Annotated in this window: 23 protein-coding genes; 10 read left to right on the forward strand and 13 right to left on the reverse strand. The window is 69.5% G+C overall.

The window, feature by feature from the left end; all coding sequences use genetic code 11:
* Nucleotides 1-129: 129 nt before the first annotated feature.
* The gene (locus tag VF592_RS06895) at nt 130-2,904 is read right to left on the reverse strand and encodes a [protein-PII] uridylyltransferase (RefSeq protein WP_331004876.1); all 2,775 of its coding nucleotides are present in this window, start codon (nt 2,902-2,904) and stop codon (nt 130-132) included.
* Between the two features lie 213 nt (nt 2,905-3,117).
* Between VF592_RS06895 and VF592_RS06900 the strand changes: the two genes are divergently transcribed.
* A complete protein-coding gene (locus tag VF592_RS06900) occupies nt 3,118-3,831 on the forward strand; it encodes an EAL domain-containing protein (RefSeq protein ID WP_331004931.1) in 714 nt (237 codons plus the stop codon).
* 11 nt (nt 3,832-3,842) lie between these two features.
* Here the strand turns inward: VF592_RS06900 and mutS are convergent, their stop codons facing one another.
* On the reverse strand, nt 3,843-6,419 hold the full coding sequence (gene mutS, locus VF592_RS06905) for a DNA mismatch repair protein MutS (protein ID WP_331004877.1): 2,577 nt from the start codon (nt 6,417-6,419) through the stop codon (nt 3,843-3,845).
* Between the two features lie 162 nt (nt 6,420-6,581).
* On the opposite strand from mutS, the gene VF592_RS06910 reads away from it, so the two are divergent.
* From VF592_RS06910 to VF592_RS06925, 4 genes are read left to right on the forward strand one after another with little or no spacing between them, the layout of a single operon-like run.
* Nucleotides 6,582-8,843, forward strand: a complete 2,262-nt coding sequence (locus tag VF592_RS06910) for an NADP-dependent malic enzyme (RefSeq protein WP_331004878.1) — start codon at nt 6,582-6,584, stop codon at nt 8,841-8,843.
* Nucleotides 8,844-8,848: 5 nt separating this feature from the next.
* A complete protein-coding gene (locus tag VF592_RS06915; RefSeq protein WP_331004879.1) occupies nt 8,849-9,487 on the forward strand; it encodes a peptidylprolyl isomerase in 639 nt (212 codons plus the stop codon).
* A 58-nt stretch (nt 9,488-9,545) separates the two neighbouring features.
* Nucleotides 9,546-9,788 (forward strand): type II toxin-antitoxin system prevent-host-death family antitoxin, encoded by a 243-nt coding sequence (locus VF592_RS06920; RefSeq protein WP_331004880.1) that lies wholly within the window; start codon nt 9,546-9,548, stop codon nt 9,786-9,788.
* A complete protein-coding gene (locus tag VF592_RS06925; RefSeq protein WP_331004881.1) occupies nt 9,785-10,207 on the forward strand; it encodes a type II toxin-antitoxin system VapC family toxin in 423 nt (140 codons plus the stop codon). The genes VF592_RS06920 and VF592_RS06925 overlap by 4 nt, the downstream gene beginning before the upstream one ends.
* A 1-nt stretch (nt 10,208) precedes the next feature.
* On the opposite strand, the gene VF592_RS06930 is transcribed toward VF592_RS06925, so the two are convergent.
* Both VF592_RS06930 and VF592_RS06935 read right to left on the reverse strand, forming a co-directional pair.
* Nucleotides 10,209-10,997, reverse strand: coding sequence for an SDR family oxidoreductase (locus VF592_RS06930; RefSeq protein ID WP_331004882.1), 789 nt, complete (start codon nt 10,995-10,997; stop codon nt 10,209-10,211).
* A gap of 14 nt (nt 10,998-11,011) precedes the next feature.
* Nucleotides 11,012-12,157 (reverse strand): acyl-CoA dehydrogenase family protein, encoded by a 1,146-nt coding sequence (locus VF592_RS06935; RefSeq protein ID WP_331004883.1) that lies wholly within the window; start codon nt 12,155-12,157, stop codon nt 11,012-11,014.
* A gap of 139 nt (nt 12,158-12,296) precedes the next feature.
* On the opposite strand from VF592_RS06935, the gene VF592_RS06940 reads away from it, so the two are divergent.
* From VF592_RS06940 to VF592_RS06950, 3 genes are all read left to right on the forward strand, one after another.
* The gene (locus VF592_RS06940) at nt 12,297-13,136 is read left to right on the forward strand and encodes an SDR family NAD(P)-dependent oxidoreductase (RefSeq protein WP_331004884.1); all 840 of its coding nucleotides are present in this window, start codon (nt 12,297-12,299) and stop codon (nt 13,134-13,136) included.
* Nucleotides 13,133-14,554 (forward strand): MFS transporter, encoded by a 1,422-nt coding sequence (locus tag VF592_RS06945; RefSeq protein WP_331004885.1) that lies wholly within the window; start codon nt 13,133-13,135, stop codon nt 14,552-14,554. The genes VF592_RS06940 and VF592_RS06945 overlap by 4 nt, the downstream gene beginning before the upstream one ends.
* Before the next feature lie 177 nt (nt 14,555-14,731).
* Nucleotides 14,732-15,217, forward strand: a complete 486-nt coding sequence (locus VF592_RS06950; RefSeq protein ID WP_331004886.1) for a CHAP domain-containing protein — start codon at nt 14,732-14,734, stop codon at nt 15,215-15,217.
* A gap of 44 nt (nt 15,218-15,261) precedes the next feature.
* Here VF592_RS06950 and msrB read toward each other — a convergent pair whose 3' ends face one another.
* The 4 genes from msrB to VF592_RS06970 all read right to left on the reverse strand — a co-directional run bounded on the left by msrB (nt 15,262) and on the right by VF592_RS06970 (nt 19,375).
* Complete coding sequence (gene msrB, locus VF592_RS06955; RefSeq protein WP_331004887.1) at nt 15,262-15,753, reverse strand: peptide-methionine (R)-S-oxide reductase MsrB; 492 nt, start codon at nt 15,751-15,753, stop codon at nt 15,262-15,264.
* A 163-nt stretch (nt 15,754-15,916) separates the two neighbouring features.
* A complete protein-coding gene (locus VF592_RS06960) occupies nt 15,917-17,179 on the reverse strand; it encodes a cytochrome P450 (protein ID WP_331004888.1) in 1,263 nt (420 codons plus the stop codon).
* Nucleotides 17,180-17,234: 55 nt separating this feature from the next.
* Entirely contained in the window at nt 17,235-18,467 is a 1,233-nt protein-coding gene (locus VF592_RS06965) for an ABC transporter permease (protein ID WP_331004889.1), read from the reverse strand.
* On the reverse strand, nt 18,464-19,375 hold the full coding sequence (locus tag VF592_RS06970; protein ID WP_331004890.1) for an ABC transporter ATP-binding protein: 912 nt from the start codon (nt 19,373-19,375) through the stop codon (nt 18,464-18,466). The genes VF592_RS06965 and VF592_RS06970 overlap by 4 nt, the downstream gene beginning before the upstream one ends.
* Before the next feature lie 93 nt (nt 19,376-19,468).
* Between VF592_RS06970 and queG the strand changes: the two genes are divergently transcribed.
* Nucleotides 19,469-20,617, forward strand: coding sequence for a tRNA epoxyqueuosine(34) reductase QueG (queG, locus tag VF592_RS06975; protein WP_331004932.1), 1,149 nt, complete (start codon nt 19,469-19,471; stop codon nt 20,615-20,617).
* 68 nt (nt 20,618-20,685) lie between these two features.
* On the opposite strand, the gene VF592_RS06980 is transcribed toward queG, so the two are convergent.
* Nucleotides 20,686-21,042 (reverse strand): hypothetical protein, encoded by a 357-nt coding sequence (locus VF592_RS06980; protein ID WP_331004891.1) that lies wholly within the window; start codon nt 21,040-21,042, stop codon nt 20,686-20,688.
* 103 nt (nt 21,043-21,145) lie between these two features.
* Between VF592_RS06980 and VF592_RS06985 the strand changes: the two genes are divergently transcribed.
* Complete coding sequence (locus tag VF592_RS06985) at nt 21,146-22,144, forward strand: adenosine kinase (protein ID WP_331004892.1); 999 nt, start codon at nt 21,146-21,148, stop codon at nt 22,142-22,144.
* A 77-nt stretch (nt 22,145-22,221) separates the two neighbouring features.
* On the opposite strand, the gene VF592_RS06990 is transcribed toward VF592_RS06985, so the two are convergent.
* The 4 genes from VF592_RS06990 to VF592_RS07005 all read right to left on the reverse strand — a co-directional run bounded on the left by VF592_RS06990 (nt 22,222) and on the right by VF592_RS07005 (nt 25,786).
* Complete coding sequence (locus tag VF592_RS06990; RefSeq protein ID WP_331004893.1) at nt 22,222-23,787, reverse strand: amino acid permease; 1,566 nt, start codon at nt 23,785-23,787, stop codon at nt 22,222-22,224.
* A gap of 89 nt (nt 23,788-23,876) precedes the next feature.
* Nucleotides 23,877-24,254 carry a histidine triad nucleotide-binding protein gene (locus VF592_RS06995; protein ID WP_331004894.1) on the reverse strand — a complete coding sequence of 126 codons (378 nt, stop codon included), beginning with the start codon at nt 24,252-24,254 and terminating at the stop codon, nt 23,877-23,879.
* Between the two features lie 3 nt (nt 24,255-24,257).
* Nucleotides 24,258-25,478, reverse strand: a complete 1,221-nt coding sequence (locus VF592_RS07000) for a hypothetical protein (RefSeq protein ID WP_331004895.1) — start codon at nt 25,476-25,478, stop codon at nt 24,258-24,260.
* Nucleotides 25,475-25,786: a phosphoribosyl-ATP diphosphatase gene (locus tag VF592_RS07005; protein ID WP_331004896.1), complete on the reverse strand. Its 312-nt coding sequence runs from the start codon at nt 25,784-25,786 to the stop codon at nt 25,475-25,477. Before VF592_RS07005 ends, VF592_RS07000 begins: the two co-directional genes overlap by 4 nt.
* Nucleotide 25,787: the final 1 nt, after the last annotated feature.

Consider the following 25,787-nt stretch of genomic DNA (forward strand, 5'->3'; position numbering starts at 1 on the left):
TCCAGCCCGTCGCGGATCCGCCATCGTCCTTTCCCGCTTCGCGCCGGTCGCGCGGCGCGGTCGGTGCGCGGAAATAATAGGTCGCCGCCAATATCCCGGCGACCACGGTAACGCCGATCAGGATCGGGATCACGCCGCCACCTCCATCGTCTCGCCAGCCGCGGCGTCGAGCAGCCGCGCCTCCAGCGTCCGGAGCCGCGCACGCGCTTCGATGCGGTCGCCGGTCAGGTCGGTGATGTAGAAGGTGTCGACCGCCCGCTCGCCATAGGTGGCGACATGCGCCGAGTGGATCGTGACCTGCGATTCGAACAGCGCATGGGCGAGCTGGTTGAGGAGGGCGGGCCGGTCGCGCGCATTGACCTCGACCACGGTGAAGCGGTTCGACGCGCGGTTGTCGATCAGCACGTTGGGCGCGATGTCGAAGGCGTCGGCGCGCGCGCGGGCGGCCGGCTTGGCGTGGAGCCGGTCCGCCATCCGCCCGCGATTGGCGAGCGCGTCCTCGATTCCCGAGCGCAGCCGGGCGAGCTGCCCCTGCTCGTCGAAGGGCCGCCCGAGCGGGTCCTGGACCAGGAAATTGTCGATCGCGATGCCGTCGCGCGTGGTGTGGATGCGCGCATCGATGATGTTGCCCCCCGCCAGATGGATCGCCCCCGCGATCCGGTAGAACAGCCCGGGATGATCGGCGGCGGCGATGGTGACCAGCGTGGCACCGCGATCGGGATAGACCTGCGCGTCGATCGCCAGCTCCGCCCCTTCCGCGCGTGCCATGAAACGGGCGTTATGGACGAGCACCTCGTCGGGCTCGGCGATCCAATAGGCTTCGGGCAACCGGCGGACATGCGCGGCAAAACGCGCCTCGTCCCAGCCCAGGGTCCGGTCGAGCAGCGCCTGCTTGGCGGCGACGCGCTCGGCCCGACCGCGCTGCTTGTGGCCCAGCCGCAGCACCTCCTCCGCCCCCTCGTAGAGCTCGTTCAGGAGCTGGCGCTTCCACCCGTTCCACACGCCGGGCCCGACCGCGCGGATGTCGACCGCCGTCAGCACCAGCAGCAGCCGCAGCCGCTCCGGGCTCTGCACCGTCTGCGCGAAGTCGAGGATCGTCTTGAAGTCCGACAGGTCGCGCTTGAACGCGGTCGCCGACATCAGCAGGTGGTGGCGCACCAGCCAGGATGCCGTCTCCACCTCGGCGGCGCCCAGCCCCAGCCGGGGCCCGAGCCGGTCGACCACTTCCGCGCCCAGGGTCGAATGGTCCCCCCCGCGTCCCTTGGCGATGTCGTGGCACAGCACCGCCACGTAGAGCGCGCGGCGCGACACGATCTGCCGGACGAGCACGGTGGCGAGCGGATGCTCCTCCTTCAGCTCGCCCTTCTCCATCCGCGCGAGCAGTCCCACCATCCGGATCGTATGCTCGTCGACGGTGTAATGATGATACATGTCGAACTGCATCTGCGCGACGATGCGGCCGAAATCGGGCACGAAGCGCCCGAATACCCCCGCCTCGTTCATCCAGCGCAGCACCAGCTCCGGGTCGCGCGGAGAGGTGAGGAGGTCGAGGAACAGCGCGTTCGCCCGTGGATCGTCGCGCTTCTCGTCGACCAGTTTGGCGTCGCGGGCTGCGGCGCGCATCGCCAGCGGATGCACCTCCAGCCCATGCCGGTCGGCCAGCGCGAAGATCTCGACCAGCCGCACCGGGTCCTCGGCGAAGAACTCGTCGTTCGGCAAGGCCAGGCGTCCCCGATCGAGCACGAAGCCATGGAGCTTGTTCGGACGCCGCCGGATGGTCGGCAGCTCGAACCAGCGCCGCCCGCGCCCCGCGAACCGCTCGTCGAGATGCGCCAGGAACATGCCCGTCAGCGTGCCGACCGATTTCGCCTGCAGGAAATAATATTGCATGAACCGCTCGACCGCCGAGCGGCCAGTCCGGTCGGAAAAGCGCATCCGCTCCGCGATTTCGCGCTGGACGTCGAAGGTCAGCCGATCCTCCGCGCGCCCGGTCAGCAGGTGCAGGTGGCAGCGCACCGCCCAGAAGAAGTCGTCGGCGCGGTGGAACAGCCGATATTCCGACGGCGTGAACAGCTCGACATCGACCAGCTCGGCCGCGCGCTGGACATCGAACACATATTTGCCGATCCAGAACAGCGCGTGGAGGTCGCGCAGCGCGCCCTTGCCCTCCTTCACGTTGGGTTCGACGACATAGCGCGTGTCGCCCATCTTGCGGTGCCGCGCGTCGCGCTCGTCCAGCTTGTCGGCGATGAACTGGCGCGCGCCGTCCGCCTGAACCTCCACCTTGAAGCGCCGCGCGGCCTCGTCGTAGAGTGCCGCGTCGCCGCAGACGTGCCGCGCTTCCAGCAGGGCGGTACGCACGGTCACGTCGCCCTTGGCCTGGCGGATCATCTCGTCGAGCGAGCGGCTGGAATGGCCGATCTTCAGCCCCAGGTCCCACAGCGCATAGAGCATCGATTCGATGACCTGCTCGGTGTGGGGCGTGCGCTTGCCGGGCGTCAGGAAGCCGATATCGACGTCGGAATGCGGCGCCATCTCGCCCCGGCCATAGCCGCCCACCGCCAGCACCGTCAGCCGCTCGCCCGCGGTCGGATTGTGATTGGGATGAAGCCGGGTGACGGTGACCTCGAACAGCGATTGCACCAGGCGATCGACCAGATAGGCCTGGGCGTTCGCGGCCTGCAGTCCGCGCGTCGGCCGGATGCCAAGCCGCCGCGCGATCTCGGCGCGTCCCCGGTCCAGGGCCTCCTTCAGGACGCGGGCGACCTGGCGCCGCAGAATGGCCGCGTCGGCGGGCGGCAGCGCGGCGATCGTCGCCGCGACCGCCTCCGCGTCGATGATCGCGTCGCGGTCGGGAAGGGTCGCGAACCGGTCGACCGGGGGTGGTGCGCTGGTGACGGGCATGGTGCGCGGCTTGTTTCACAACGGCGCCGGTTCGGACAGGGGCTTCTACGACCTTCACCCAAGTTAGCGTAAACCAAGAAGAAGAGTCGAAATCGGGGAGAGCCGGTTACCGAGCATTATCGAATTCTGTCTTAGGTTCCCGGCATGATCGACGAATCACGACGCACCGGCTGCCAAGGCTGCCGCAAACCCGAGCAGGATTTCCGGCTGGCGATGGCGTTCCAGCCGATCGTCGATATCGAAACGGGCCGGCCCTGGGCGTTCGAAGCGCTGGTGCGCGGCGCGGACGGGGAGGGGGCGGCGGAAATACTGGGCCGCGTCACCGAGGAAACGCGCTACGCCTTCGACCAGCAATGCCGGGTCGCCGCGATCGAGGGCGCGGTGGCGGCCGGGATCGCCGATACCGGCGCGCGGCTGTCGATCAACTTCCTGCCCGGCGCGGTCTATTCGCCCGTCGCCTGCATCCAGCTGACGCTTCAGACCGCGCGGGCGGTGAGCTTTCCGACCGATCGGCTGATCTTCGAATTCACCGAAAACGAACGCATGGTCGACACGGCGCATGTCGCGCACATCGTCGACAGCTATCGCAAGATGGGCTTCTCGACCGCGCTCGACGATTTCGGCGCCGGCCATGCGGGGCTCGGGCTGCTCGCCAAGTTGCAGACCGACATTATCAAGCTCGACATGGAATTGATCCGCGGCATCGACGCCAGCATGCCGCGCCGGATGATCGTCGCGGGCGTGGCGCGCATGTGCGAGACCATGGGCATCACCCTCGTCGCCGAGGGGATCGAGACGGTCGGCGAGTACGAGGCGCTCCGTGCGATCGGGATACGCTATCAACAAGGTTATCTGTTCGCCCGGCCGGGGTTCCGGAGCCTGCCGATCCCCGCGCGTCCCGCGCGCGATCTGCGCGTCGCCGCCTGAGCGCGGGGAGCTTACCCCCCGCGCGCCACCGCCTTCAACCCGTAAAGCGCGTCCAGCGCCTCGCGCGGCGACAGCGCGTCGATGTCGAGCGCCTCCACCGCCGCGCGCAGGGGATCGGGTTCGGGCTCCGCCGCCGCGACCGCCGCGAACAGCGGCAGGTCGTCGAGCCCCGCCGCCAGCCCGCCGGTCTTCTGCCGCCCGGCTTCCAGCTTCGCCAGCACCGACTTGGCGCGCGCCACCGTCGCGGGCGGCATCCCCGCCAGCCGCGCGACCGCCAGGCCGTAGCTGCGGTCGGCGGGCCCGTCCGCCAGCTCGTGGAGCAGCACGAGCTCGCCCTTCCATTCGCGCGCGCGGACATGACGCAGCGACAGGGCCGGGAGACGTTCGGCGAGCCGGGTCAGCTCGTGATAATGCGTCGCGAACAGACAGCGGCAGCGATTATCCTCATGCACCGCCTCCACCACTGCCCAGGCGATCGCCAGCCCGTCATAGGTGGAGGTGCCGCGCCCGACCTCGTCCAGGATCACGAAACTGCGCGGGGTCGCCTGCGCCAGGATAGCGGCGGTCTCGACCATCTCGACCATGAAGGTCGATCGCCCGCGTGCCAGATTGTCCGACGCGCCGACCCGGCTGAACAGCCGGTCGACAAGGCCCAGCGTCGCGCTCATCGCGGGTACGAACGACCCCGCCTGCGCCAGCACCGCGATCAGCGCGTTCTGGCGCAGGAAGGTCGACTTGCCGCCCATGTTGGGCCCGGTGACCAGCCATAGCCGCGACTGCTCCGACAGGCGGCAGTCATTGGCGACGAAACGCTCGCCGCGCTTCGCAAGCGCCGCCTCGACCACCGGGTGGCGTCCGCCCTCGACCTCGAAACAGGGATGGTCGACCAGCCGGGGCCGGACCCAGCCGCCTTCCGCCGCGCGTTCGGCCAGCCCGGCCGCGACGTCGAGCCGGGCGAGGGCGTCGGCGGTATCGGCGATCGCCTCGCGCGTCGCCAGCGTGGTGGCCGTCAGCTCCTCCAGATGCGCGGCCTCGGCGGCCAGCGCATGGCCGCCCGCCTGGGTCACGCGCATCGCCACCTCGTGGAGCTCGGGGGTGTTGAAGCGCACCACCCCCGCCAGCGTCTGGCGGTGGGTGAAGCCCGAATCGGCGCGCATCAGCGGGTCGGCCGCGCGCGCGGGCACCTCGACATGATAACCCAGCACGCCGTTATGGCGGATTTTGAGCGTCGGCGTGGCCGTACGCGTCCGCAGCTCGCCTTCCAGCGCCGCGATCGCCCGGCGCCCGCCGCTGCCGACATCGCGCAATTCGTCGAGCGCCGCGTCGTAACCGGCCGCGATATACCCCCCATCGCCCGTATCGGTCGGCGGCTGCGGCACCAGCGCGCGCCGGAGCAGGTCGATCAGCGCGCCATGCCCGCGCAGCCGAGGCGCCAGCTCGGCGAGCAAGGCGGGAGGGCGGTCCAGCCCCGACAGATGCTCGCCGAAGCGCCACGCGCCGTCCAGCCCGTCGCGCAACTGGGCCAGGTCGCGCGGGCCGCCCCGGCCCGCCGCCAGTCGCCCCAGCGCGCGGCCGAGATCGGGCAACGCGCGCAAGGTGGCGCGCGACCGCTCGCGCAAGACCGCATCGTCGTGAAGGAACGCTACAAGATCGAGCCGCCGGTCGATCGCGGCCCGGTCGAACAGGGGGGCGCCGATATCCGCCCCCAGCAGCCGCGCGCCGCCGCCCGTCACCGTTCGGTCGACCTCGCCCAGCAACGAACCCCTGCGCTCGCCCGCCGCCGTGCAGCACAATTCCAGGCTCTCGCGCGTCGCCGCGTCGATCGCCATCGCCTGATCGGCGGCGTGGAGCACGGGCGGGCGCAGAAAGGGGAGGCTGCCTTTGCCGACATGCTCCAGATAGGCGACCAGCCCGCCCGCCGCCGCCAGTTCCGCGCGCCCGAACCGGCCGAAGCCGTCGAGCGTCGCGACCGCGTGCAGCCGCTTCAGCCGCGCCTCGCCCCCCGCGCTGTCGAAGTCGATCTTGGGGCGCAGCGTCGTCGCGTGGTCGGGCCAGGCGGTCGCCTCCATCGCCACCACCTCGGCCGCCGCGAGCCGCGCGAGCTCGGCGGGAAGCGACGCCGCGTCGGTGCGGATCACCTCGAACCGCCCCGTCGAGATATCGGCGGCGGCGAGCGCGACCTCGCCGCCCGCTTCTCCGATGGCGACGCACCAGTTCGCCGCCCGCGCGTCGAGCAGCGCTTCCTCGGTCAGCGTCCCCGCCGTCACGACGCGCACGATCCCGCGCCCGACCAGCGCCTTGGACCCGCCGCGCGCCTTGGCCGCGGCGGGCGTCTCGGTCTGCTCGGCGACGGCGACGCGGTGCCCCGCCTTGATCAGCCGCGCCAGATAGCCCGTCGCGGCATGGACGGGCACCCCGCACATCGGGATCGGCACCCCTTCATGCTCCCCGCGAGCGGTCAGTGCGATGTCCAGGCAAGCCGCCGCGACCTTCGCGTCGTCGAAGAACAGTTCGAAGAAGTCGCCCATGCGGTAGAAGAGCAGCGCGTCACCCGCTTCTTCCTTGAGCAGGAGATACTGGGCCATCATGGGGGTAGGAGCGGACATCGCGCGGAGGACTAGCGCGGTTCGCGCGCTTCGTCATGCCGCGCGGGCGGCTTCGCCAAACAATCGACCGCCCCGGCCCGAACCGGGGTGACGCGGACGGGTTCCGTTAGGTAAAGGCCGGCGCGACACCCGCGAGGCCCCGACATGTCCGACGAACCCAATCTCCACTTCTCCGAGCGCGAGGCGCTGCTCTTCCACTCGGAAGGGCGCCCCGGCAAGATCGAGATCGTGGCGTCCAAGCCGATGGCGACGCAGCGCGACCTGGCGCTTGCCTATTCGCCGGGCGTGGCCGTGCCCGTCCGCGCCATCGCCGAGGATCCGGCCACCGCCTATGACTATACCGCCAAGGGCAACCTCGTCGCGGTGATTTCCAACGGCACCGCGATCCTGGGGCTTGGCAATCTCGGCGCGCTCGCGTCCAAGCCCGTGATGGAAGGCAAGGCGGTGCTGTTCAAGCGTTTCGCCGATGTCGACGCGATCGACATCGAGCTGAAGACGGAGGATGTCGACCGCTTCATCGACGCGGTCGAGCTGATGGAGCCGACCTTCGGGGGCATCAACCTCGAGGACATCAAGGCGCCCGAATGCTTCATCATCGAGCAGGCGCTGCGCGAGCGGATGAACATTCCCGTCTTTCATGACGACCAGCACGGCACCGCGATCATCACCGCCGCCGGGCTCATCAACGCCTGCCTGCTGACCCGTCGCCGCCTGGACGAGGTCAAGCTCGTCGTCAACGGCGCGGGCGCGGCGGCGATCGCCTGCACCGAGCTCGTCAAGGCGATGGGGGTGCGCCACGACAACGTCATCATGTGCGACCGCCAGGGCGTCATCTATCAGGGCCGCGAGGAGGGGATGGACCAGTGGAAGTCCGCCCATGCCGCCAACACCGACCGCCGCACCCTGACCGAGGCGCTTCACGGCGCCGACGTGTTCCTGGGCCTGTCGGCGGCGGGCGCGCTCAAGCCGGAAATGGTCAAGGACATGGCGCCCGCGCCGATCATCTTCGCCATGGCCAATCCCGAACCCGAAATCCGGCCCGAAGAGGCGACCGCGGCCCGGCCCGACGCGATCGTCGCGACGGGGCGGTCCGACTATCCGAACCAGGTCAACAACGTGCTCGGCTTCCCCTATGTGTTCCGCGGCGCGCTGGACGTGCGCGCGAACGCGATCAACGACCGCATGAAGATCGCCGCCGCCCATGCCATCGCCGACCTGGCCCGCCAGCGCGTGCCCGAGGAGGTCGCGGTCGCGTACGGCGTGCGCCACAGCTTCGGTCCCGAATATATCATCCCGGCGCCCTTCGATCCTCGGCTGATGGAGGTCGTGCCCATGGCGGTCGCGCGCGCCGCGATGGACTCGGGCGTCGCCACGCGCCCGATCATCGACATGGACGCCTATCGCCAGCGGCTGCGCGAACGGCTGAACCCGACCACCTCGGTGCTCACGCTCGCCTATGAGGGCGCGCGCGCGCGGCCCAAGCGCGTGCTGTTCGCGGAAGGCGAGGAGGAGGTCGTGCTCCGCGCCGCCATCGCCTTCAAGGAGGGCGGCCTGGGCACCCCCGTGCTCGTCGGGCGCGACGACGTGTACGATCGCCTGCGCGCGCTCGGCGTCGAGCGGCCGGAAGAGTACGAGCTGCACAATAGCCGTCACTCGCCGCTCGTCCCGTCGATGGTCGAATATCTCTATGGCCGGCTCCAGCGGCGCGGCTATCTGCGCCGCGACGTCGAGCGGATGATCAACCAGGACCGCAACAGCTTCGGCGCGGTGCTGCTCCAGATGGGCCATGCCGATGCGATGATCACCGGCGTGACGCGCACCTATGCCCATACCATGCGCGACCTGCGCCGCGTGATCGATCCCGCCGAAGGTCGCGTGCCCTTCGGCATCCACCTGCTCGTCGGGCGCAGCCACACCGTGTTCATCGCCGACACGACGGTCAACGAGCGCCCCTCGGCCGAGGAACTCGCCGACATCGCCGAACAGACCGCGCAGGTCGCCCGGCGCATGGGTCACGAGCCGCGCGTCGCGTTCCTCAGCTATTCGACCTTCGGCAATCCCGAGGGCAAGTGGCTGGAGGATATCCGCGCGGCCGTGGGCGTGCTCGACGGCCGCCAGGTCGGCTTCGAATATGAAGGCGAGATGGCGCCCGATGTCGCGCTCAACCCCAAACAGCTCGCCAACTACCCCTTCGCGCGGCTGTCGGGCCCCGCCAACGTGCTGGTCATGCCGGGGCTCCAGTCCGCCAACATCTCCGCCAAGCTGCTGCGCGAGCTGGGCGGCGACGACATGATCGGGCCGATGCTGGTGGGGATGGAAAAGCCGGTCCAGATCGCCCCCATGACCTCCACCGCGAGCGAATTGGTGACGCTCGCCGTCCTCGCGGCGGGCGGGATCGCGCGGTAGCGTCGATGGGTCGTCTCTGGGCTGTGGCGGGGGCCGCGCTGCTGCTCGGGGCGGCGCCCGCGGCCGGTCCGGGGCTCGTGCGGGTGCGGCTCGACACGTCGCTCGGGGCGATCACGCTTGCGCTCGACGCCCGGCGCGCGCCGGTGACGACCGCGAATTTCCTCGCCTATGTCGATGACGGCCGCTTCGACGGCACGGTCTTCTACCGCGCGGCGCGGAGCAAGGCACGGCCCGGCGCCGGCTTCGTCCAGGCGGGCGTCCGCACCGACCTACGCCGCGCCCTCCCGCCGATCGCGCTGGAGCCGACGAGCGGGACGGGCATCCGCCACCTCGACGCGACGGTATCGATGGCGCGCGGGCCGTTCGAGGCGTCGGCGACCGGCAATTTCGTGCTGACGGTCGGCCCCTCGCCGCAGATGGACGCGCGCCCCGGCTATGCGGGCTATGCCGCGTTCGGCCGCGTGACCGGGGGCATGGACACCGTGCGCCGCATCCTCGCCCAACCCTCGGGCGGCGGCACCGGCGTGATGCGCGGCCAGATGATCCTGCGCCCGGTACGTATCGCGCGCGCGGTGCGGCTCGACGGCGTACCCAGGCCGACCGGGCGGCCGAAGGTGTGGCTGATCCTGCGGGGCGCGGGGTGACGGCGTTTGCGATAGGTCCGGCGACGGCTTATGTGGCGTGCCAGGTCAGGAGGCCGAAATGAAGCATGTCGTCGTGACGGACGAGGATACGTCTTTGGGCCACCTGATCGATCGCGTCGAGGCCGGTGAAACGATCCAGATCGTTCGCCGTGGTAAGCCGGTCGCCCGCATGGTTCCTGACCAGGCGGTACGGCTTCCGATCCCGCCCGATTTCTGGGATGACATAGACCGGATCGCCACCCCGCAAGAGGAAAGTGCGGGCGTGTTCATGCGCCGGCTTCGTGACGACGCGCGGTTTTGACGCTGTATGTCGATGCGGCCATATTGGTCGCGGCGATCACCTCCGAGCCACTGACGACGGCGTCACGGGCGATCCTGGCCGATAGCGGCATGGTCGTCGCCAGCACATGGACCATGGTCGAGGCGACATCCGGACTTGCCAAGAAGGTCCGCACCGGCGACCTGACCGAGGACGAGCTGGAAATGGCGCTCGGCAAGCTGGATTTGCTGACGGCGCGATACCTTCCCCTGATCTCGCTCGATGACGGCCATATGGGCTTGGCCGCGCGTTATACCGCCCGTGCACGACTTGGGTTGAGAGCGGGTGACGCGCTGCATGTGGCGGTCGCCGCCTCGCTCTCGGCCATGCTCGTCACCTCCGATGTGGTGATGGCCAGGGCCGCCGAAGGGCTTGGCGTTCCCGTTCGCCTCCTCGCTTAGCTCACGCGTCGATGCTGGTCCCCACCGCCCCATGGACGAGCCCGCCGTCCACCGTGATGGTGTCGCCCACCACGTAATCGCCCGCCCGCGACGCCAGATAGATGGCCGCGCCCGCCATGTCCTCGTCGACGCCGATGCGCTTGGCGGGGATGCTCTTCGCGATCGCCTCGCCATGATCGCGCGCGGCCTTGTTCATCTCGCTGGCGAACGCGCCCGGGGCGATCGAGGTGACGTTGATCGAGTCCTGGATCAACCGCGCGGCCATGCGCTTGGTCAGATAGATCAGCGCCGATTTCGACGCCTGATAGCTGTACGTCTCCCACGGATTCAGCCGCTGGCCGTCGATCGACGTGATGTTGATGACCTTGGCCGGCCGTTCGGGGCTGGCGGCGTTCTTCAGCGCCGGGTGGAGCGCCTGCGTCAGGAAGAAGGGCGACTTGACGTTCAGGTCCATGACCTTGTCCCAGCCTTTTTCGGGGAACACCTCGAACGGCTCGCCCCAGGCGGCGCCGGCATTGTTGACCAGGATGTCGAGCTTGGCCTCCGCTTCCGCATATTGCGCGGCGAGCGCCTGACAGCCCGCGACGGTGCTGACGTCCTGGGGCAGGGCGACGCAGTTCGGCCCCAATTCGGCGGCGGCGGCGAAGCAGGCGTCGGCCTTGCGCGACGAGATATAGACCTTGGCGCCTTGCGCGATGAAGCCCGCCGCGATCATCTTGCCGATGCCGCGGCTACCCCCGGTGATGAGGGCCGTGCGCCCGTCGAGGCGGAACAGGTTGGTGGTGTCCATGCGTCTTCTCCCGATTAGCCGCCGCGCTTCAACGTCTCGCGCGCGATGATGACCTGCTGGATCTGGCTGGTGCCCTCATAGATGCGGAACAGCCGCACGTCGCGGTACAGCCGCTCGATCCCATAGTCGGCGATATAGCCCGCCCCGCCATAGATCTGCACCGCGCGATCGGCGACGCGGCCGACCATCTCCGACGCGTAATATTTCGCCGCCGCCGATTCGAGCACCACGTCCTCGCCCCGGTCCTTCTTGTCCGCGGTCTCCAACGCCAGCGCGCGCGCCGCCAGCGCCTCCGTCTTCGAGTCGGCCAGCATCCCCTGGATCAACTGGTGATGCGCGATCGGGTTGCCGAACTGGTGCCGCTCGCTGGCATAGGCGACGCAGTCCGCGATCAGCCGCTCGGCCACGCCGACGCACACCGCCGAGATGTGCAGCCGCCCCCGGTCGAGCACGCGCATCGCGATCTTGAAGCCCTCCCCCTCCGCGCCGAGCCGGTTGGCGGCGGGAACGGGGACGTTGTCGAAATGGACGTCGGACACCTTGGCGCCCTTCTGCCCCATCTTCTTCTCCGGCTCGCCCAGCGTGACGCCGGGCAGGTCCCTTGGGACCAGGAACGCCGACACGCCGCGCGCGCCCTTGTCCTCCCCCGTGCGCGCCATGACGGTGAAGAGCTGCGCCTTGTCGGCATTGGTGATGTAGCGCTTGGTCCCCGACAGCAGGTACGTATCCCCGTCGCGCACCGCGCGCGTCTTCACCGCGCCGCTGTCGGAGCCGACATCGGGTTCGGTCAGCGCGAAGCTGGTGATGATCTCGCCGCTCGCGATGCGCGGCAGCCACTGCGCCTTCTGTTCGGGGGAGCCCGCCATGACGAGCCCCTGGCTGCCGATTCCGACATTGGTGCCGAAGGTCGACCGGAAGGCGGGGGTGGTCCGCCCCAGTTCGATCGCGACGCGGCATTCCTCCGCCATGGTCAGCGCCAGCCCGCCATATTCCTCGGGGATGGACAGGCCGAACAGCCCCATGTCGCGCATTTCCTGGACCACCGCGTCCGGGATCGCGTCGGCGGCCTCGACATCGGCCTCCAGCGGGCGGAGCCGCTCGGCGACGAAGCGGCGCACGCCGTCGATCAGGGCGTCGAAGGTTTCGGGGTCGAGGGCCACGGGTCGCTCCAAAAGCTTAGTCGATCCGCCGGTATCGGGCGCGGGCGGCCGATGCAAGAACCCCAAACCGGATCTTCGAACCTGCCCTCATTGCCGCCGACGAACCCCCATACTATGCTTGCCAAAAGGAGAGGGCCCCATGAGGTTCGAGAACAAGCGCGCGGTGGTCACCGGCGGCGCGTCCGGCATCGGCCGCGCGACCGTGTCGCGGCTGGCGGCCGAGGGCGCACAGGTGCTGATCGGCGATATCGACGCAGGCGGCGCGGCCGAGCTGGTCGCGGGGTCGGACGGCCGCATCGCCTTCCGCCACTGCGACGTGACCCAGCCCGACCAGCTCGAAGCGCTGATGCAGGCCGCCCACGCGGAAGGCGGCATCGACCTGTTGTTCAACAATGCCGGCGCGGGCGGCGCGCGCGAGGGGATCGACGCGGTCGAACCGGGCGAGTGGGATCGCACCATGGCGCTCCTCCTCACCTCGGTCGCGCTCGGCACCCGCTATGCCGCGCCGCTCATGGCCCGGAGAAACGGGGGGCGCGGCGGCGGCGCGATCGTCAACACCGCCAGCGTCGCCGCCTTGGCCAGCGGCTTCGCGCCCACCGCCTATTCGGTCGCCAAGGCCGGCGTGCTCCATCTGACCAAGGTCTCGGCCGCTGACCTCGCGCAGCACGGCATCCGCGTCAACGCGGTACTGCCGGGGTTCATCACCACCAACATCTTCACCCGCCATCTCGGCATCGAGGGGGAGGGCCTCGCCCAGGCCAACGCCATGATCGCGGCCGCCGCGGCCCAGGCGCAGCCCATCGCGCGCGCGGGGCGGCCCGAGGATATCGCCGCCGCCGTCTGCTTCCTGCTCAGCGACGACGCGGCGTTCGTTACCGGCACCAGCCTGCTCGTCGATGGCGGGCTGACGGTCGGCAGCCGCGCCAGCTGGGACCCGGCCTCGCCTACCCTCTTCGAAGCGCTGGACGCCTTCAAGTGACCGCCGGGGCGGCGCTGCCCCCCGGACGCAGGCTCTCGCAGCGCGCGACGCTCACCTACGGCTTCGGCGCGGTCGCCTATGGCGTGAAGGACAATGGCTTCGGCACGTTCCTGCTCCTGTTCTACAATCAGGTCGTGGGGCTCTCGGCGACCAAGGTCGGGCTCGTCATCGCCGCCGCGCTCATCCTCGACGCGTTCATCGACCCGGCGGTCGGGTTCCTGTCGGACCGCACCCGCTCGCGCTGGGGTCGCCGCCATCCCTGGATGTACGCCTCCGTCCTGCCGATCGGGCTGGGCTGGCTGCTCGTCTGGAGCCCGCCCCTGTGGAGCGAGGGCGCGCTGCTCGGCTGGCTGTTCGTGTCGGCGGTGCTCGTGCGCAGCGCGGTGTCCGCCTACGAAGTGCCCTCGGTCGCGCTCACCGCCGAATTGTCGAGCGATTATGACGAGCGCACGCGGATCATGGCCTATCGCTACCTGTTCGGCTGGATGGGTGGGCTCGGCGCGCTGTTCGTCGCCTATGCCTATTTCCTGACGCCCGATCCCGTGACGGCGGGCCGCGCGGGCTTCTGGACCTATGGCACCGTCAGCGCGGCGGCGATCGTCACCGCGATCCTCGTCTCCGCGATCGGCACCCACCGCGAGATCCCGACGCTGCCCCAGGCAGTAAGGAACGAGGGCGGCTTCGCCGACGAACTGCGCGAAATGGGGCAAAGCGTGCGCAACCGCGCCTTCGGCATCCTGATGCTCGCCGCGCTCTGCCTGTACATCAACCAGGGGATCAGCTTCGCGCTTTCCACCTATCTCTACGGCTATGTGTGGCTGTTCGGGCGCGGCGCGTTCGCGACGATCCCGGCGGTGCTGCTCGTCGGCGCGGTGCTCGCCTTTGTGTTGGCCCCCCGCTTCGGGCGGCGCTTCGGCAAGCCGAATGCGGCGTGCGGGCTCATGCTCGCCGCCGTGCTGCTGCTGACGGCACCTTATCTGCTGCGGCTGGCGGGGCTGTTTCCCGCGCCGGGCGATCCGCGGATGCTTCCCATCCTGTTCGCGATCTTCGCGGTCAACGCGGCCTGCAACATATCGGCCATGATCCTGGGCGCGTCGATGATGGCCGATGTCGTCGAGGATGCGGAGGTCAAGACCGGCCGCCGATCCGAAGGCGTGTTCTTCGCCGGCTCCTTCTTCGTCCAGAAATGCACCAGTGGCCTCGGCATATTCATCGTCGGGCTGATGCTCGACGCGGTGCGCTTTCCGACCGGGGCCAGGCCGGGGGACGTGCCGGGCGCGGTGCTCGACGACCTGACATTGTTGTTCGCGATCGTCTATCTCGGGCTGGGCATCACCGGGGCGCTGCTCTTCACGCGTTTCCCCTTCGGCCGCGCCGAGCATGAAGCCAGGCTTGTCAGACTGGCCGCGAAAAGCTGATCCGGGGCAAGTCGTCGGTGCGGCAACACGCTTCGTCCCATATGGTTCCCGCGCGGCTTTTCTTTTTTTCGCACTGCCCGTAGCGCCACCCTCGAAGAGCAACCGAGGGCGGGGCTTACCTTGAAACTCAAGACTTTAGCGGCGCGTTTTGCGCTGGTGTTCTCGTGTGTCCTGAGCATGGCGGCCCCGGCCGCCGCGCAATTCTGGCAGTGCGCGCCCTATGCCCGCGAGGTGTCGGGTATCCAGATCCGCGGCAACGCCGATACCTGGTGGGGCCAGGCGGCGGGCCGTTACGAGCGCGGCAAGACGCCGAAGGCGGGATCGGTGCTGGCCTTTGCGGCGACCGGGCGGATGCGCGTCGGCCATGTCGCGATGGTGTCCAAGGTCGTCGGCGAGCGCGAGGTGCTGCTCACTCACGCCAATTGGTCGCGGCGCGGCGGCGTCGAGCGCGACGTGCGCGCAATCGACGTGTCGGCGGCGGGCGACTGGAGCGCGGTCAAGGTCTGGTACGGACCGCAAGGCGGGCTCGGCACGTCTAGCCATCCGACGCTCGGCTTCATCTATTCGGGCAGCGCGCCCAGGGCCGCCGAACTTCCGCCCGTGCGGATGGCCGGCACCGGCGGCACCCCCGACATCCGCGCCTTCGTCGACGAGCGCTTTTAATTTCTCCCAACCCTCCCCGAACTCGTTCGGGGAGGATCGAGGCATCAGCCCGCCCGGAACGTCATCGCCGCGCCGTTCATGCAATAACGCTTGCCCGTCGGCTTGGGACCGTCGTCGAACACATGCCCCAGATGCCCGCCACAATTGTCGCAGTGGACCTCGGTGCGCGCCACGAACATCGCCCGGTCGGTCTTGGTGCCGACCGCATTCGGTAGCGGCGCCCAGAAGCTCGGCCAGCCCGTGCCCGACTCGAACTTGGTCTTGCTGGAGAACAGCGCTTGGTCGCACCCCGCGCACCGGAACACACCGCTACGCTTCTCCGCGTTGAGCGGGCTGGAGCCCGGCTGCTCGGTGCTTTCGTGCCGCAGCACCGCATAGGCGGCGGGGGCCAGCCGCTTTTTCCATTCGGCGTCGGACAGCATCACCGGAAAGCGCTCGGGCGCCTTGGCGGTCGCGTCGCGGCAGCCGAACAGCAGGGCGGCGGCGCCGGCGGTGAACCCGGCCAGCAGGCCGCGGCGATCGGGATCGTTGGTCATGACGGGGATGTAGGAAGCCGTGGACGGAAGGGGAGGGGGGTGGGCCGCCCCGCTCTTCATCGGCGGGCGGAGCGGCGTTGTGAAGCCGCGCCGTCGGTCGCGGCCTGGGCCGCGCCGGCCGGGCTTGGCCAGGTCTTGCGTCGCCGCAAGACCTGGCCTGCGCCTAGTATTTCGTGATTTCCACCGGCAGCGACCGATATCCGTGCACGAAGCACGCCGCCACCCGCACCGGCTCGCCCAGCACGTTCACGCGCATCCGCCGCTTGGCCATCTCCTCCAACAGGATGCCGATCTGCATTTCCGCCAGGCGCGCGCCGACGCAACGGTGGATGCCGTGCCCGAACGCCAGATGCCGCCGCGCATTGGGCCGGTCGACGACGATCTCGTCCGCGTCGTCGCCGAACACGCTCCGATCACGGTTCGCCGAGACATACCAGAGCGCCAGCTTGTCGCCCGCCTTGATCGCCTGGCCCCCCAATTCGTAATCCTGCGTGGCGGTGCGGCGCATATGCGCCAGCGGGGTCTGCCAGCGTATGACCTCCTGCGTCGTGTTGGCGATCAGCGACGGGTCCGCCTCCAGCTTGGCGCGCGCCGCCGGAAACTTGTCCAGGCCATAGGCCAGCGCCGACATGGTGTTGCGCGTGGTGTCGTTGCCGCCGACGATCAGCAGGATCAGGTTGCCGATGAACTCCATCTGGTCCATCTCGGCCATCGCGTCCGAATGGATCATCATCGAGATCAGGTCGGGGGTGCGCTCCTTGCCGATCTTCCCGTTCCACAGTTGCTGGAAATAGGCGCCGCATTCGTACATGTGCCCCAGCCGCTGCAGGCGGAGCTCCTCGTTCTTGACCAGCTCGATGTCGCCCGCCCAGTCGGACCAGAAGGTCAGCTTGCGCCGGTCTTCCCACGGGAAATCGAAGAGGATCGCCAGCATCTGCGTGGTCAGCTCGACCGACACCGTGTCGACCCAGTCGAACCGCTCGTTCCAGGCGAGCGCGTCGAGCACCTCGCCCGTGCGCCGGCGGATGTCGTCGGACATCCGCGTCATCTCCGACGGGGTGAAGGCGGGAGCGACGGTGCGCCGCTGCGCGGTGTGGACGGGCCGGTCGCGCGCGATGAACATCGGCATCCGCACGTCGTTCGATCCCTCGATGAAGTCGGCCAGCGTGATGCCGCCCACCTCCGACGAGAAGATCTCCGGCAGCGATTCCACCTCGACGATCGGCTTGTAGCTCGACACCGACCAATAGGGGCCGAAGCTCGATTGCTCCGTGCGATGGACCGGCGCTTCGGCGCGCAGCCGCTCGAACGGGGCCTGCCAGCTATCGTCGCGGTACAGCTCCGCGCGGCTCACATCCAGCGGGTCGATTCCGGATGCCGGCCCAGGCTCGATAGTCGGTTCGGGCAGCTTGATCGCGGTCGCCATGGTCCACTCCTCTTTTCCTGAAAGAGAACGCCAATCAACATTGCTGTCAATAGTGTTACGCCCGTCGGCCCCGCATCCGCGACAGCCAGCCCGGCCCGCTTCCCGATTGCAGCACCCCGCGCCGGAACAGCCGCGCGCCGACCGTGATGAAGATCGCCACCCACAGCGCCTGCCACGCCAGCGCCGCGACATGCGGCCAGAGTGCGGGCGAATTGGCCGCGTGGGCCGCCATCGCGAAGGGGGACGACAGGGGGAACAGCTCCGCTCCGGTCGCGAGCCAGCTGTCCGGCCGCGACGCCGCCGCGGACGACAGCGCGAACATGCCGACCTGGACGATCGTGATCGGCAAGGAGAGCATCTGGATCTCGCGCATCGTCGATGCCTGCGCGCCCACGCCCAGGAACACGGAGCCGAGCAGCAGATAGGCCATGGTGAAATAGGCGAAGAACAGCAGCGCGAAAGCGGGGCCGCCGACCGCCGGGGTCAGCTCGCCCATCGCCGCGCCGACCGCCGGGGGCAGGAAGCTGCCGACCTGGCCCAGGATCGTACCCCAGAACACGACGAACAGCACGGCGACGCCGAACATGCCCAGCAGCTTGCCCAGGAACACCGACTCCAGCGGCACGGCGGCGGCGAGCACTTCGATGACTTTGTTGTTGCGCTCCTCCGCCATCGTGCCGACCACCTGCCCCGCGAGGAACAGGGTCAGGAAGAACACCCCGAACACCGCCAGGAAGGCCGACTGGTTCTGCCCCCCGCGCGACGCGCCCTGCCGGGTGGAGCGCACCTCCCGCACCGTCACGGTCGGCGCCTCCGCCCCGAGCCGCTGGTCCGCCAGCGTCTCGCGCGACAGGATGCCCAGATAGCGCGCGGTGCGCCGGTCGAGGGGGCCGAACAGCACCGTCGGCTTGTCCAACGCGCCGTACAGCACCCCGGCGGCGTCGTAATCCTGCGACTCGAACGCGGTGCGGGCCTGTGCCGCCGGGTCGGCGCTCGGCGCGATCGTCAGCAGCCGGGGCGGCGCCTCGTCGCGGCGGAACGCGGTGCGCAGCCGGCGATCGGCTTCGGCCATGATGCGGGCCTGATCGGGCGGCACGATCGCGACCATGCGCGCCTTGCCCGCCGAATCGCCCGCGACGCTCGCCGCGCCCATCCCGCCCACCGCGCCGAACGCCCCCATGATGACGGGGGCGAACAGGAACAGCAGGAAGATGGGGGTGAACACCGTCGCGACGAAATCGCGGCGCGCGACCGTCATCGTCTGGCGCAGGGTACGGCGCAGGCTCATCGCGCCTCCTCCGGCTCGCCCGCGGCTTCCCCGACGATCCGCACGAACGCCTCGTGCAACCCCGGCCGCTCGATCCTGAGCCCCGATATCCCGTGCCCGGCCTGGATCAGCCGCTCCAGCAGCCGCTCGACGCCCTCGCGCGGCAGCTCGAAACGCCAGCCGTCCTGCTCGCGCTCGGCATCGGGGGGCAGCAGCCGCCCGATATCGGGACCGTCGGCGCGCGGCGAATAGTGAACGCGGCTCGGCAGGGTCGCGCGCGCATCGTCGACCGTCCCCTCGAACCGGCGCTTGCCCCCCGCGATGATCGCCAGCCTGTCGCACAGCCGCTCGGCATGCGCCATGACATGCGTCGAGAACAGGATCGTCGCGCCCCGGTCGCGCTCGGCCAGGATCAGCGCTTCCAGTTTCTCCTGATTGACCGGGTCGAGCCCCGAAAAGGGCTCGTCGAGCACCAGCAGGTCGGGCTGGTGGACCACGCTGCCGAGCAGTTGGACCAGCTGCGCCATGCCCTTGGACAACTTGCGGATCTTCTCGTCAGTGGCATGGCCCAACCCGGCCGCTTCCAGCATCGTCACCGCCCGTGCGCGTCCGGTGCGCCAGTCGAGCCCGCGCAACGCGCCCATGAACGCGATCGCCTCCTTAGCCTTCATCGCCGGATACAGCCCGCGCTCCTCGGGCAGATAACCCACCCGGTCGCTCGCGTCGCGCGGGCGGCTGTGGCCGAGCAGGGTGCGTGTCCCCCCATCGGGTTCGATGATGCCCAGCAGCATGCGCAGCGTGGTCGTCTTGCCCGCGCCGTTGGGGCCGAGCACGCCGTAGATCGCGCCGCGAGGCACCGCGATGTCGACGCCGTCGACCACCCGCCGGCCGCCGAAGCGCTTCACCAGCCCCTGGGCGGTGATCGCCATATCGCCCTGCACTATATCGATCCCCCAGACACGGGAACGTGGTAGCGGGCAGGCGTGGCCGAACACAAGCCTTTGGAACAGCGGATCAAGGAGATGGCGGCCGAGCTCGGCTTCGCGTCTTGCGGGATCGCGCGCGCCGACGCCGCCCCGCGCTCGGGCGAGCGGCTGCGCGAATGGCTGGCCGAGGGGCGCCATGGCGGCATGATCTGGATGGAGGAACGCGCTCACCACCGCGTCTCCCCCGTCGCGCTCTGGCCCGAGGTCAGGAGCGTGATCGCGCTCGGCATGAGCTACGCCCCCGCCGCCGATCCGCTCGCGCTGGCCGGCGAAGGCGACCGCGGTCGCATTTCCGTCTACGCACAGGGCGGCGATTATCACGACGTGGTCAAGCGCCGGCTCAAGGCGCTGGGCCGCTGGCTGGCGAACGAGGCCGGCTGCGACCTCAAGGTGTTCGTCGACACCGCCCCCGTGATGGAGAAGCCGCTGGCCGAGGCGGCGGGGCTGGGCTGGCAGGGCAAGCACACCAACCTGGTCAGCCGCGACCATGGCAGCTGGCTGTTCCTGGGCGCGATCTACACCACGCTCGACCTCCGGCCCGATCGGGGCGGGGTCGCGACCTGCGGGTCTTGCGACGCCTGCCTGCGCGCCTGCCCAACCGACGCCTTTCCCGCGCCCTACCGGCTGGATGCGCGACGTTGCATATCGTACCTGACGATCGAGCATCACGGCCCGATCCCGCGCGAATTCCGCGCCGCGATGGGCAACCGCATCTATGGCTGCGACGACTGCCTGGCGGTCTGCCCCTGGAACAAGTTCGCCCGGACCGCCGCCGCGAACCGGGCCTTCCTGCCCCGCGCCGAACTCGCGGCGCCATCGCTCGCCGATCTGCTCGACCTCGACGATGCCGGATTCCGCCAGGTCTTCGCCGGCTCCCCGATCAAACGCATCGGCCGCGACCGCATGGTCCGCAACGCGGCGGTCGCGGCCGGCAATAGCGGCGACCCGGCGCTTGCTGCCCCGCTCGCGCGCCTACTCGACGACCCCGCGTCCGTAGTGCGTGGCGCGGCGGTCTGGGCGCTGGCCCGGCTCGACCCGGCGCGCTGTACGGCCGAGCGGTGGCGCGCGGCCGAAGAACCGGACGAGGCGGTACGCGAGGAGTGGGCGCACCCTGTCCTCCCCTCCCTGGAACAGGGAGGGGCCGGGGGTGGGTCGACGGGATGCGCGATGGGTAGACGTGCTTAGGCGCGGTCATGGCCGGCGTTCCCACGTTCACCGACCCCCCGCCCCTCCCTATCCCAGGGAGGGACGTATCAGCGCGCCGCCCCCCGCCGCGTCATCGCCGCCACGCAGCTCGCCCGGTCGATCGGGCTGCCGTCCGGCTCGCGCGCATCGAGATAGGTGACGCGCGGCTCCGCCCCGTTCTTGGGGTAGAGATAGGTGTCGAGCACGCAGATCCCGCTCTCGAACTGCAGCTTGCGCGCCTCGCCCTCGCGCAGATCGGCGTCGGGCTCGCCGAATAGCCGCACTAGCCCCGCCGCGTCCTGGCCCAGCACCCGCTCCAGCCCGATGCCCGTCAGGACGGGCGCGACCGGAACCGGCGCCGGACGCGCCGTCGGCGCGGCGCAGGCGGATAAAAAGGCGGGGGCGAGGAGGAGGGCGCGCTTCATGGCCCCGCGCATGGCGGCGCGGCCGGCCCCGCGTCAACGCCGGTTGCGCCGACCCGACCGCCCGGCTAGCCCGCCCGCTTTCCTCTATCGCCCGGAGCGCTCCTTGACCCAGCCCATTTTAGACGTCGTCGCGATCGGCAACGCCATCGTCGACGTCCTCAGCCCCAGCGACGACGCCTTCATCGCCACCGAGGGCATGACCAAGGGCTCGATGCAGCTCATCTTCTCCCCCGCCGAGGCCGACGCGCTCTACGCCAAGATGGGCCCCGGCCGCGAGGCGTCGGGAGGCTCCGCCGCCAACACGGTTGCCGGCATCGCCGCGCTCGGCGGCCGTACCGGCTTTATCGGCCAGGTCGCCGACGACCAGCTGGGCGAGGTCTTCGCGCACGACATCCGCGCGGCCGGCGTCCGCTTCGACACGCCCACGCGTGCGGGCGAGCCGACCACGGGCCGTTGCCTCATCTTCGTCACCCCCGATGGTCAGCGGACGATGAACACCTTTCTGGGCGCGGGCCAGTTCCTCCCCGAGGCGGCGCTAGACCGCGCGGTGATCGCGGACAGCGCGATCCTCTATCTCGAAGGCTATCTCTGGGACCCCGAGGAACCCCGCGCCGCGATGCGCGCCGCGATCGACGTGGCGCGCGGGGCCGGGCGCAAGGTCGCCTTCACCCTGTCCGACGTGTTCTGCATCTCGCGCCACGGCGACGATTTCCGCGCGCTGCTGGCGGAGGGGCTGATCGACATCCTCTTCGCCAACGAGAACGAACTGACGGCGCTAGCCCGGACCGAGGATTTCGAGGCGGCGGTCACAGCGCTAAGCGCGCAGGCGCCGACGCTGGTCGTGACCCGCGGCGAGCAGGGCGCGCTCGCGGTCCAGGACGGCACCCGCGTCGAGGTTCCGGCCGAGCCGGTCGCGCGTGTCGTCGACACGACGGGCGCGGGCGACCTGTTCGCGGCGGGCTTTCTCCACGGCCAGGCGAGCGGCCGCGACCTTCGCACCTCGCTCCGCCTGGGCGCCCTGTGCGCGGCGGAGATCATCGCCCATTACGGCGCCCGGCCCGAGGTGGACCTGAAGGCGCTGGCGGCCGAAAAGCTGGGCTGACCGCCCGCCGTCGAAACGAGAAAGGGCCGGAGCATCGCTGCTCCGGCCCTTTCTTTCTGGCGTTGCTCCGACCCGGATCAGCGCGTTCCCGGCGCCCCCGGCTCGAGCGCGCCGACTTCCGCTTCGCCGACGGTATCGAAGCCGCGCCCGACATGGCTCATCCGCCGGCTGTACAGGAAGTACACGATCAGCCCGACGCCGCCCCAGATCGGCAGCACCAGCATCGCGGCCGTCGGCAGGTTGAAGAACAGGAACAGGCACCCCGCGATCGTCGCGGGCGCGATCAGCCAGACGAGCGGTGTGCGGAACGACCGCACTCGGTTCGGATCGGTCCGCCGCAGCACCAGCACCGCTATCGCCACCATCATAAAAGCATAGAGCGTACCCGCATTGGCGATGTCGGCGAGCTGCCCGACCGGCAGGAAAGCCGCCGCGCTGGCCACGGCCGCGCCCGTCAGCATGGTCACGATATAGGGCGTCTTCCACTTCGGGTGGACCCGCGACAGCGCCTCCGGAAGAAGCCCGTCGCGGCTCATCACGAAGAAAATGCGCGTCTGGCCGAACATCAGCACCAGGATCACCGACGGCAGCGCGACGAAGGCGGCAATGCCCAGCATGTTGCCGATCGTCGAGAAGCCGATGGTGCGCAGCACATGCGCCAGCGCCTCGCGTGAGCAGACCAGCGCCTCGGCATGTTGCGGCAACGCGCATTGCCGCGCGAGTTCTTCCGAACCGGCGGGGAAGGGGATGCCGCCCGGCCCCATGATCGGCTGGCCGCCGATCGTGCCGATCGCGCCCGCCGCCACCAGGATGTAGAAGACGGTGCAGAACAGCAGCGACCCGATCAGCCCGATCGGCACGTTGCGCTGCGGGTCCTTGGTCTCCTCGGCGGCGGTCGAGACCGCGTCGAAGCCGACATAGGCGAAGAAGATCGTCGCCGCCGCCCCGACCGCGCCGACGCCGGTGCCGAAGCCGCCGAACACGCCGGCCGGCAGGAAGGGGTTGAACTGCGCCGCGTCGACGCGCGGCAATGTCAGCACGATGAACGCGGTCAGCGCCGTCACCTTGATCGCGACCAGCAGCGCGTTCAGCTTCGCGCTCTCCGACGTGCCGACGACCAGCAGCCAAGTGATCAGCCCGGCGATGATGACGGCGGGTAGATTGATGAAGCCGCCGACACTGCCGCCCAGCGCGAGCGGACCCGCGCCGAGCCAGGCGGGCAACTCTATCCCCAGGAACTCGCGCAGCACCGTGCCTTGGAAATAATCCGACCAGGTCACGCACACCGCCGACGCCGCGACCGCATATTCGAGCACCAGCGCCCAGCCGACCGTCCAGGCCAGGAATTCACCCATCGTCGCATAGGTATAGGTATAGGCCGACCCCGCGACCGGGATCATCGAGGCGATCTCAGCGTAGCAGAGCGCGGCCACGATGCAGATCAGCCCGGCGATCGCAAAGGCGAGCATCAGCCCCGGCCCCGCCTTTTGCGCGCCGGCGGCGGTGAGGGCGAAGATACCCGTGCCGATGACGCAGCCGATGCCGAACAGCGTCAGCTGGAACCAGCCGAGCGTCCGATGCAGCGATTTCTTCTCGGCGGTCGCCAAGATCGAATCGAGCGATTTGATACGGTCGAAAATCATCGAACCACGCAACTCCCCTTTGGGGCTCGTACACGGCCCCTTACCTCGTTGCGCCGGAACCTAGCCGCAAACGCGGCCCGCGCAACGCTTTATCGCGCCAGCATCGGCCCGAGCGGGGCGCCCCCGAACAGGTGGACGTGCAGGTGCGGCACCTCCTGCCCCCCGTTCGGCCCGGTATTGGCGAGCAGCCGATACCCCGGTTCGACCAGCCCCAGCCCCCGCGCGACCGCCCCCACCGCCCGCACGAACCCGGCGATCTCCGCCTCCGACGCCCGCGCGCTGAAATCGTCCCACGACACATAGGCCCCGCGCGGGATCACCAGCACATGCGTCGGCGCGGCGGGCGCGATGTCGTGAAACGCCACCGCCCATTCGTCCTCGTAGACGCGCCGCGACGGGATCTCGTCCCGCAGGATGCGCGCGAAGACGTTGGCGGGGTCGTAGGGCAGGGTGGCGTTGATCGGCATGGATCAGCTCCTCGTCAGGTCTTGAACAATGCTGGCTACCCGCGGACGCAGGACGTTCACGAAATCGTCCACGCGTGGACGCAGCCATGCGAAAGCCTGCTCGCGATTGCGGGGATCGACGAGCGGACCGAAGCGCCTGGCTTCGTTGACCCACGGTCGGCCTTGACGCTCGGTGAGCGTGACTTCCCCGCCAAGCTCGAGCCTGACATTCTCCCAGTCGGCGGCAATGGCAAGCATTGCTGTCTCACCGACGGAGTTTCGATTCGATGAAAGGGAGATGCCCATCTCGTTCCCGCGCAAGTCACGATAGACGGTCAACCATGCACTGCCACCGGGCGCGGGCAGGGTGAACGCGATATAACCGAGCTTGTAAGGCGCCGGGATCGGCTGGGCAGGATCGCTCAGCCGCAGGCCGGACAGGAAATCCGTCCAGAATGCCTGCCGCTCAGCCGAAAAGGCGACCGTCTCGGTATCCAGCGACAGGTCAGTTGAGCTCTCGCCGCCCGTGGCTATGTCATCGACGACCAGGTTTCCGTCGGGTACGGCGATCACGGTCCTGGTGACGTTCACCGTTCGCGCCACCACGCGCGGCGCGACCAGCCGTGCGCCGTCGGGCATCGTGAAGATCGGCATCTCGACCAACCCCAGTGTGAAATGTAACCCCGCCTGACCCTGAACATACTCGGTGATCGCCTCCACGCCCTCACGTATGCCGTCACCCACGATCAGCAGGAGGAAGCGCCCACGTCGCAGGTTGAGGGTCACCGCATCGGTGAAGCCGATCTCGTCGACCTGGTGCCCAGCCTCGCGTACTAGGTCGACGACGGCATTACCTGTACGACCCGTCCGCCGGCTCACCTCGCGTTGCAGATCGGATGCGGTCCAGCGGCTCAGCTCTTTGGCATAGTCCAGAATCTGACCGATCACTTCGCGTCGCGCCTGCGGATTGCGCCACAGCTTGCACTCGACCAGCACCGGCAGTCCGCTCGCGGTGATCATGACGTTATCGATGGGGCCCGCGCCCGTGCTCATCTCTGTGCACAGCGGCACGGGGTCGGCGAACAACGGATCGATTTCGCGGATCGGCAGACAGGCAGGGTGCGCCTGAATCAGCGCCTGCACCTTCGCCTCGCTCCAGCCATGCGCCTCCGGGCCGAGCGCGGCGAGCGGGACCGCAACGCCGATGGCGGGCACAATCAACGGCGTCGCGTGCTGGCGGCTCATCGCCCCGCCTTTTCCTCCAGCCCCGACACCCCCTCGCGCCGCGCCAGTTCCGCGCGCACGTCGGCCAGCGTCAGGTCGGCGTCGGCGAGCAGCACGAACAGGTGGAACAGCAAATCCGCCGCTTCCGGTACGATCGACTGGGGATCGGGTCCCATCGCGGCGATGACGCATTCGACCGCTTCCTCGCCCAGTTTCTGCGCAATGCGCGGGCGGCCCCGCGCGAACAGGCCTGCGGTGTAGGACGAGGCGGGATCGGCGCCCCTGCGCGCGCGGACCAGCGCGTCGAGTCGGTCGAGGGGGTCGTCCATG

Origin of the sequence: Sphingomonas sp. (genome assembly GCF_036388435.1) — a bacterium.
GTDB lineage: Bacteria > Pseudomonadota > Alphaproteobacteria > Sphingomonadales > Sphingomonadaceae > Sphingomonas.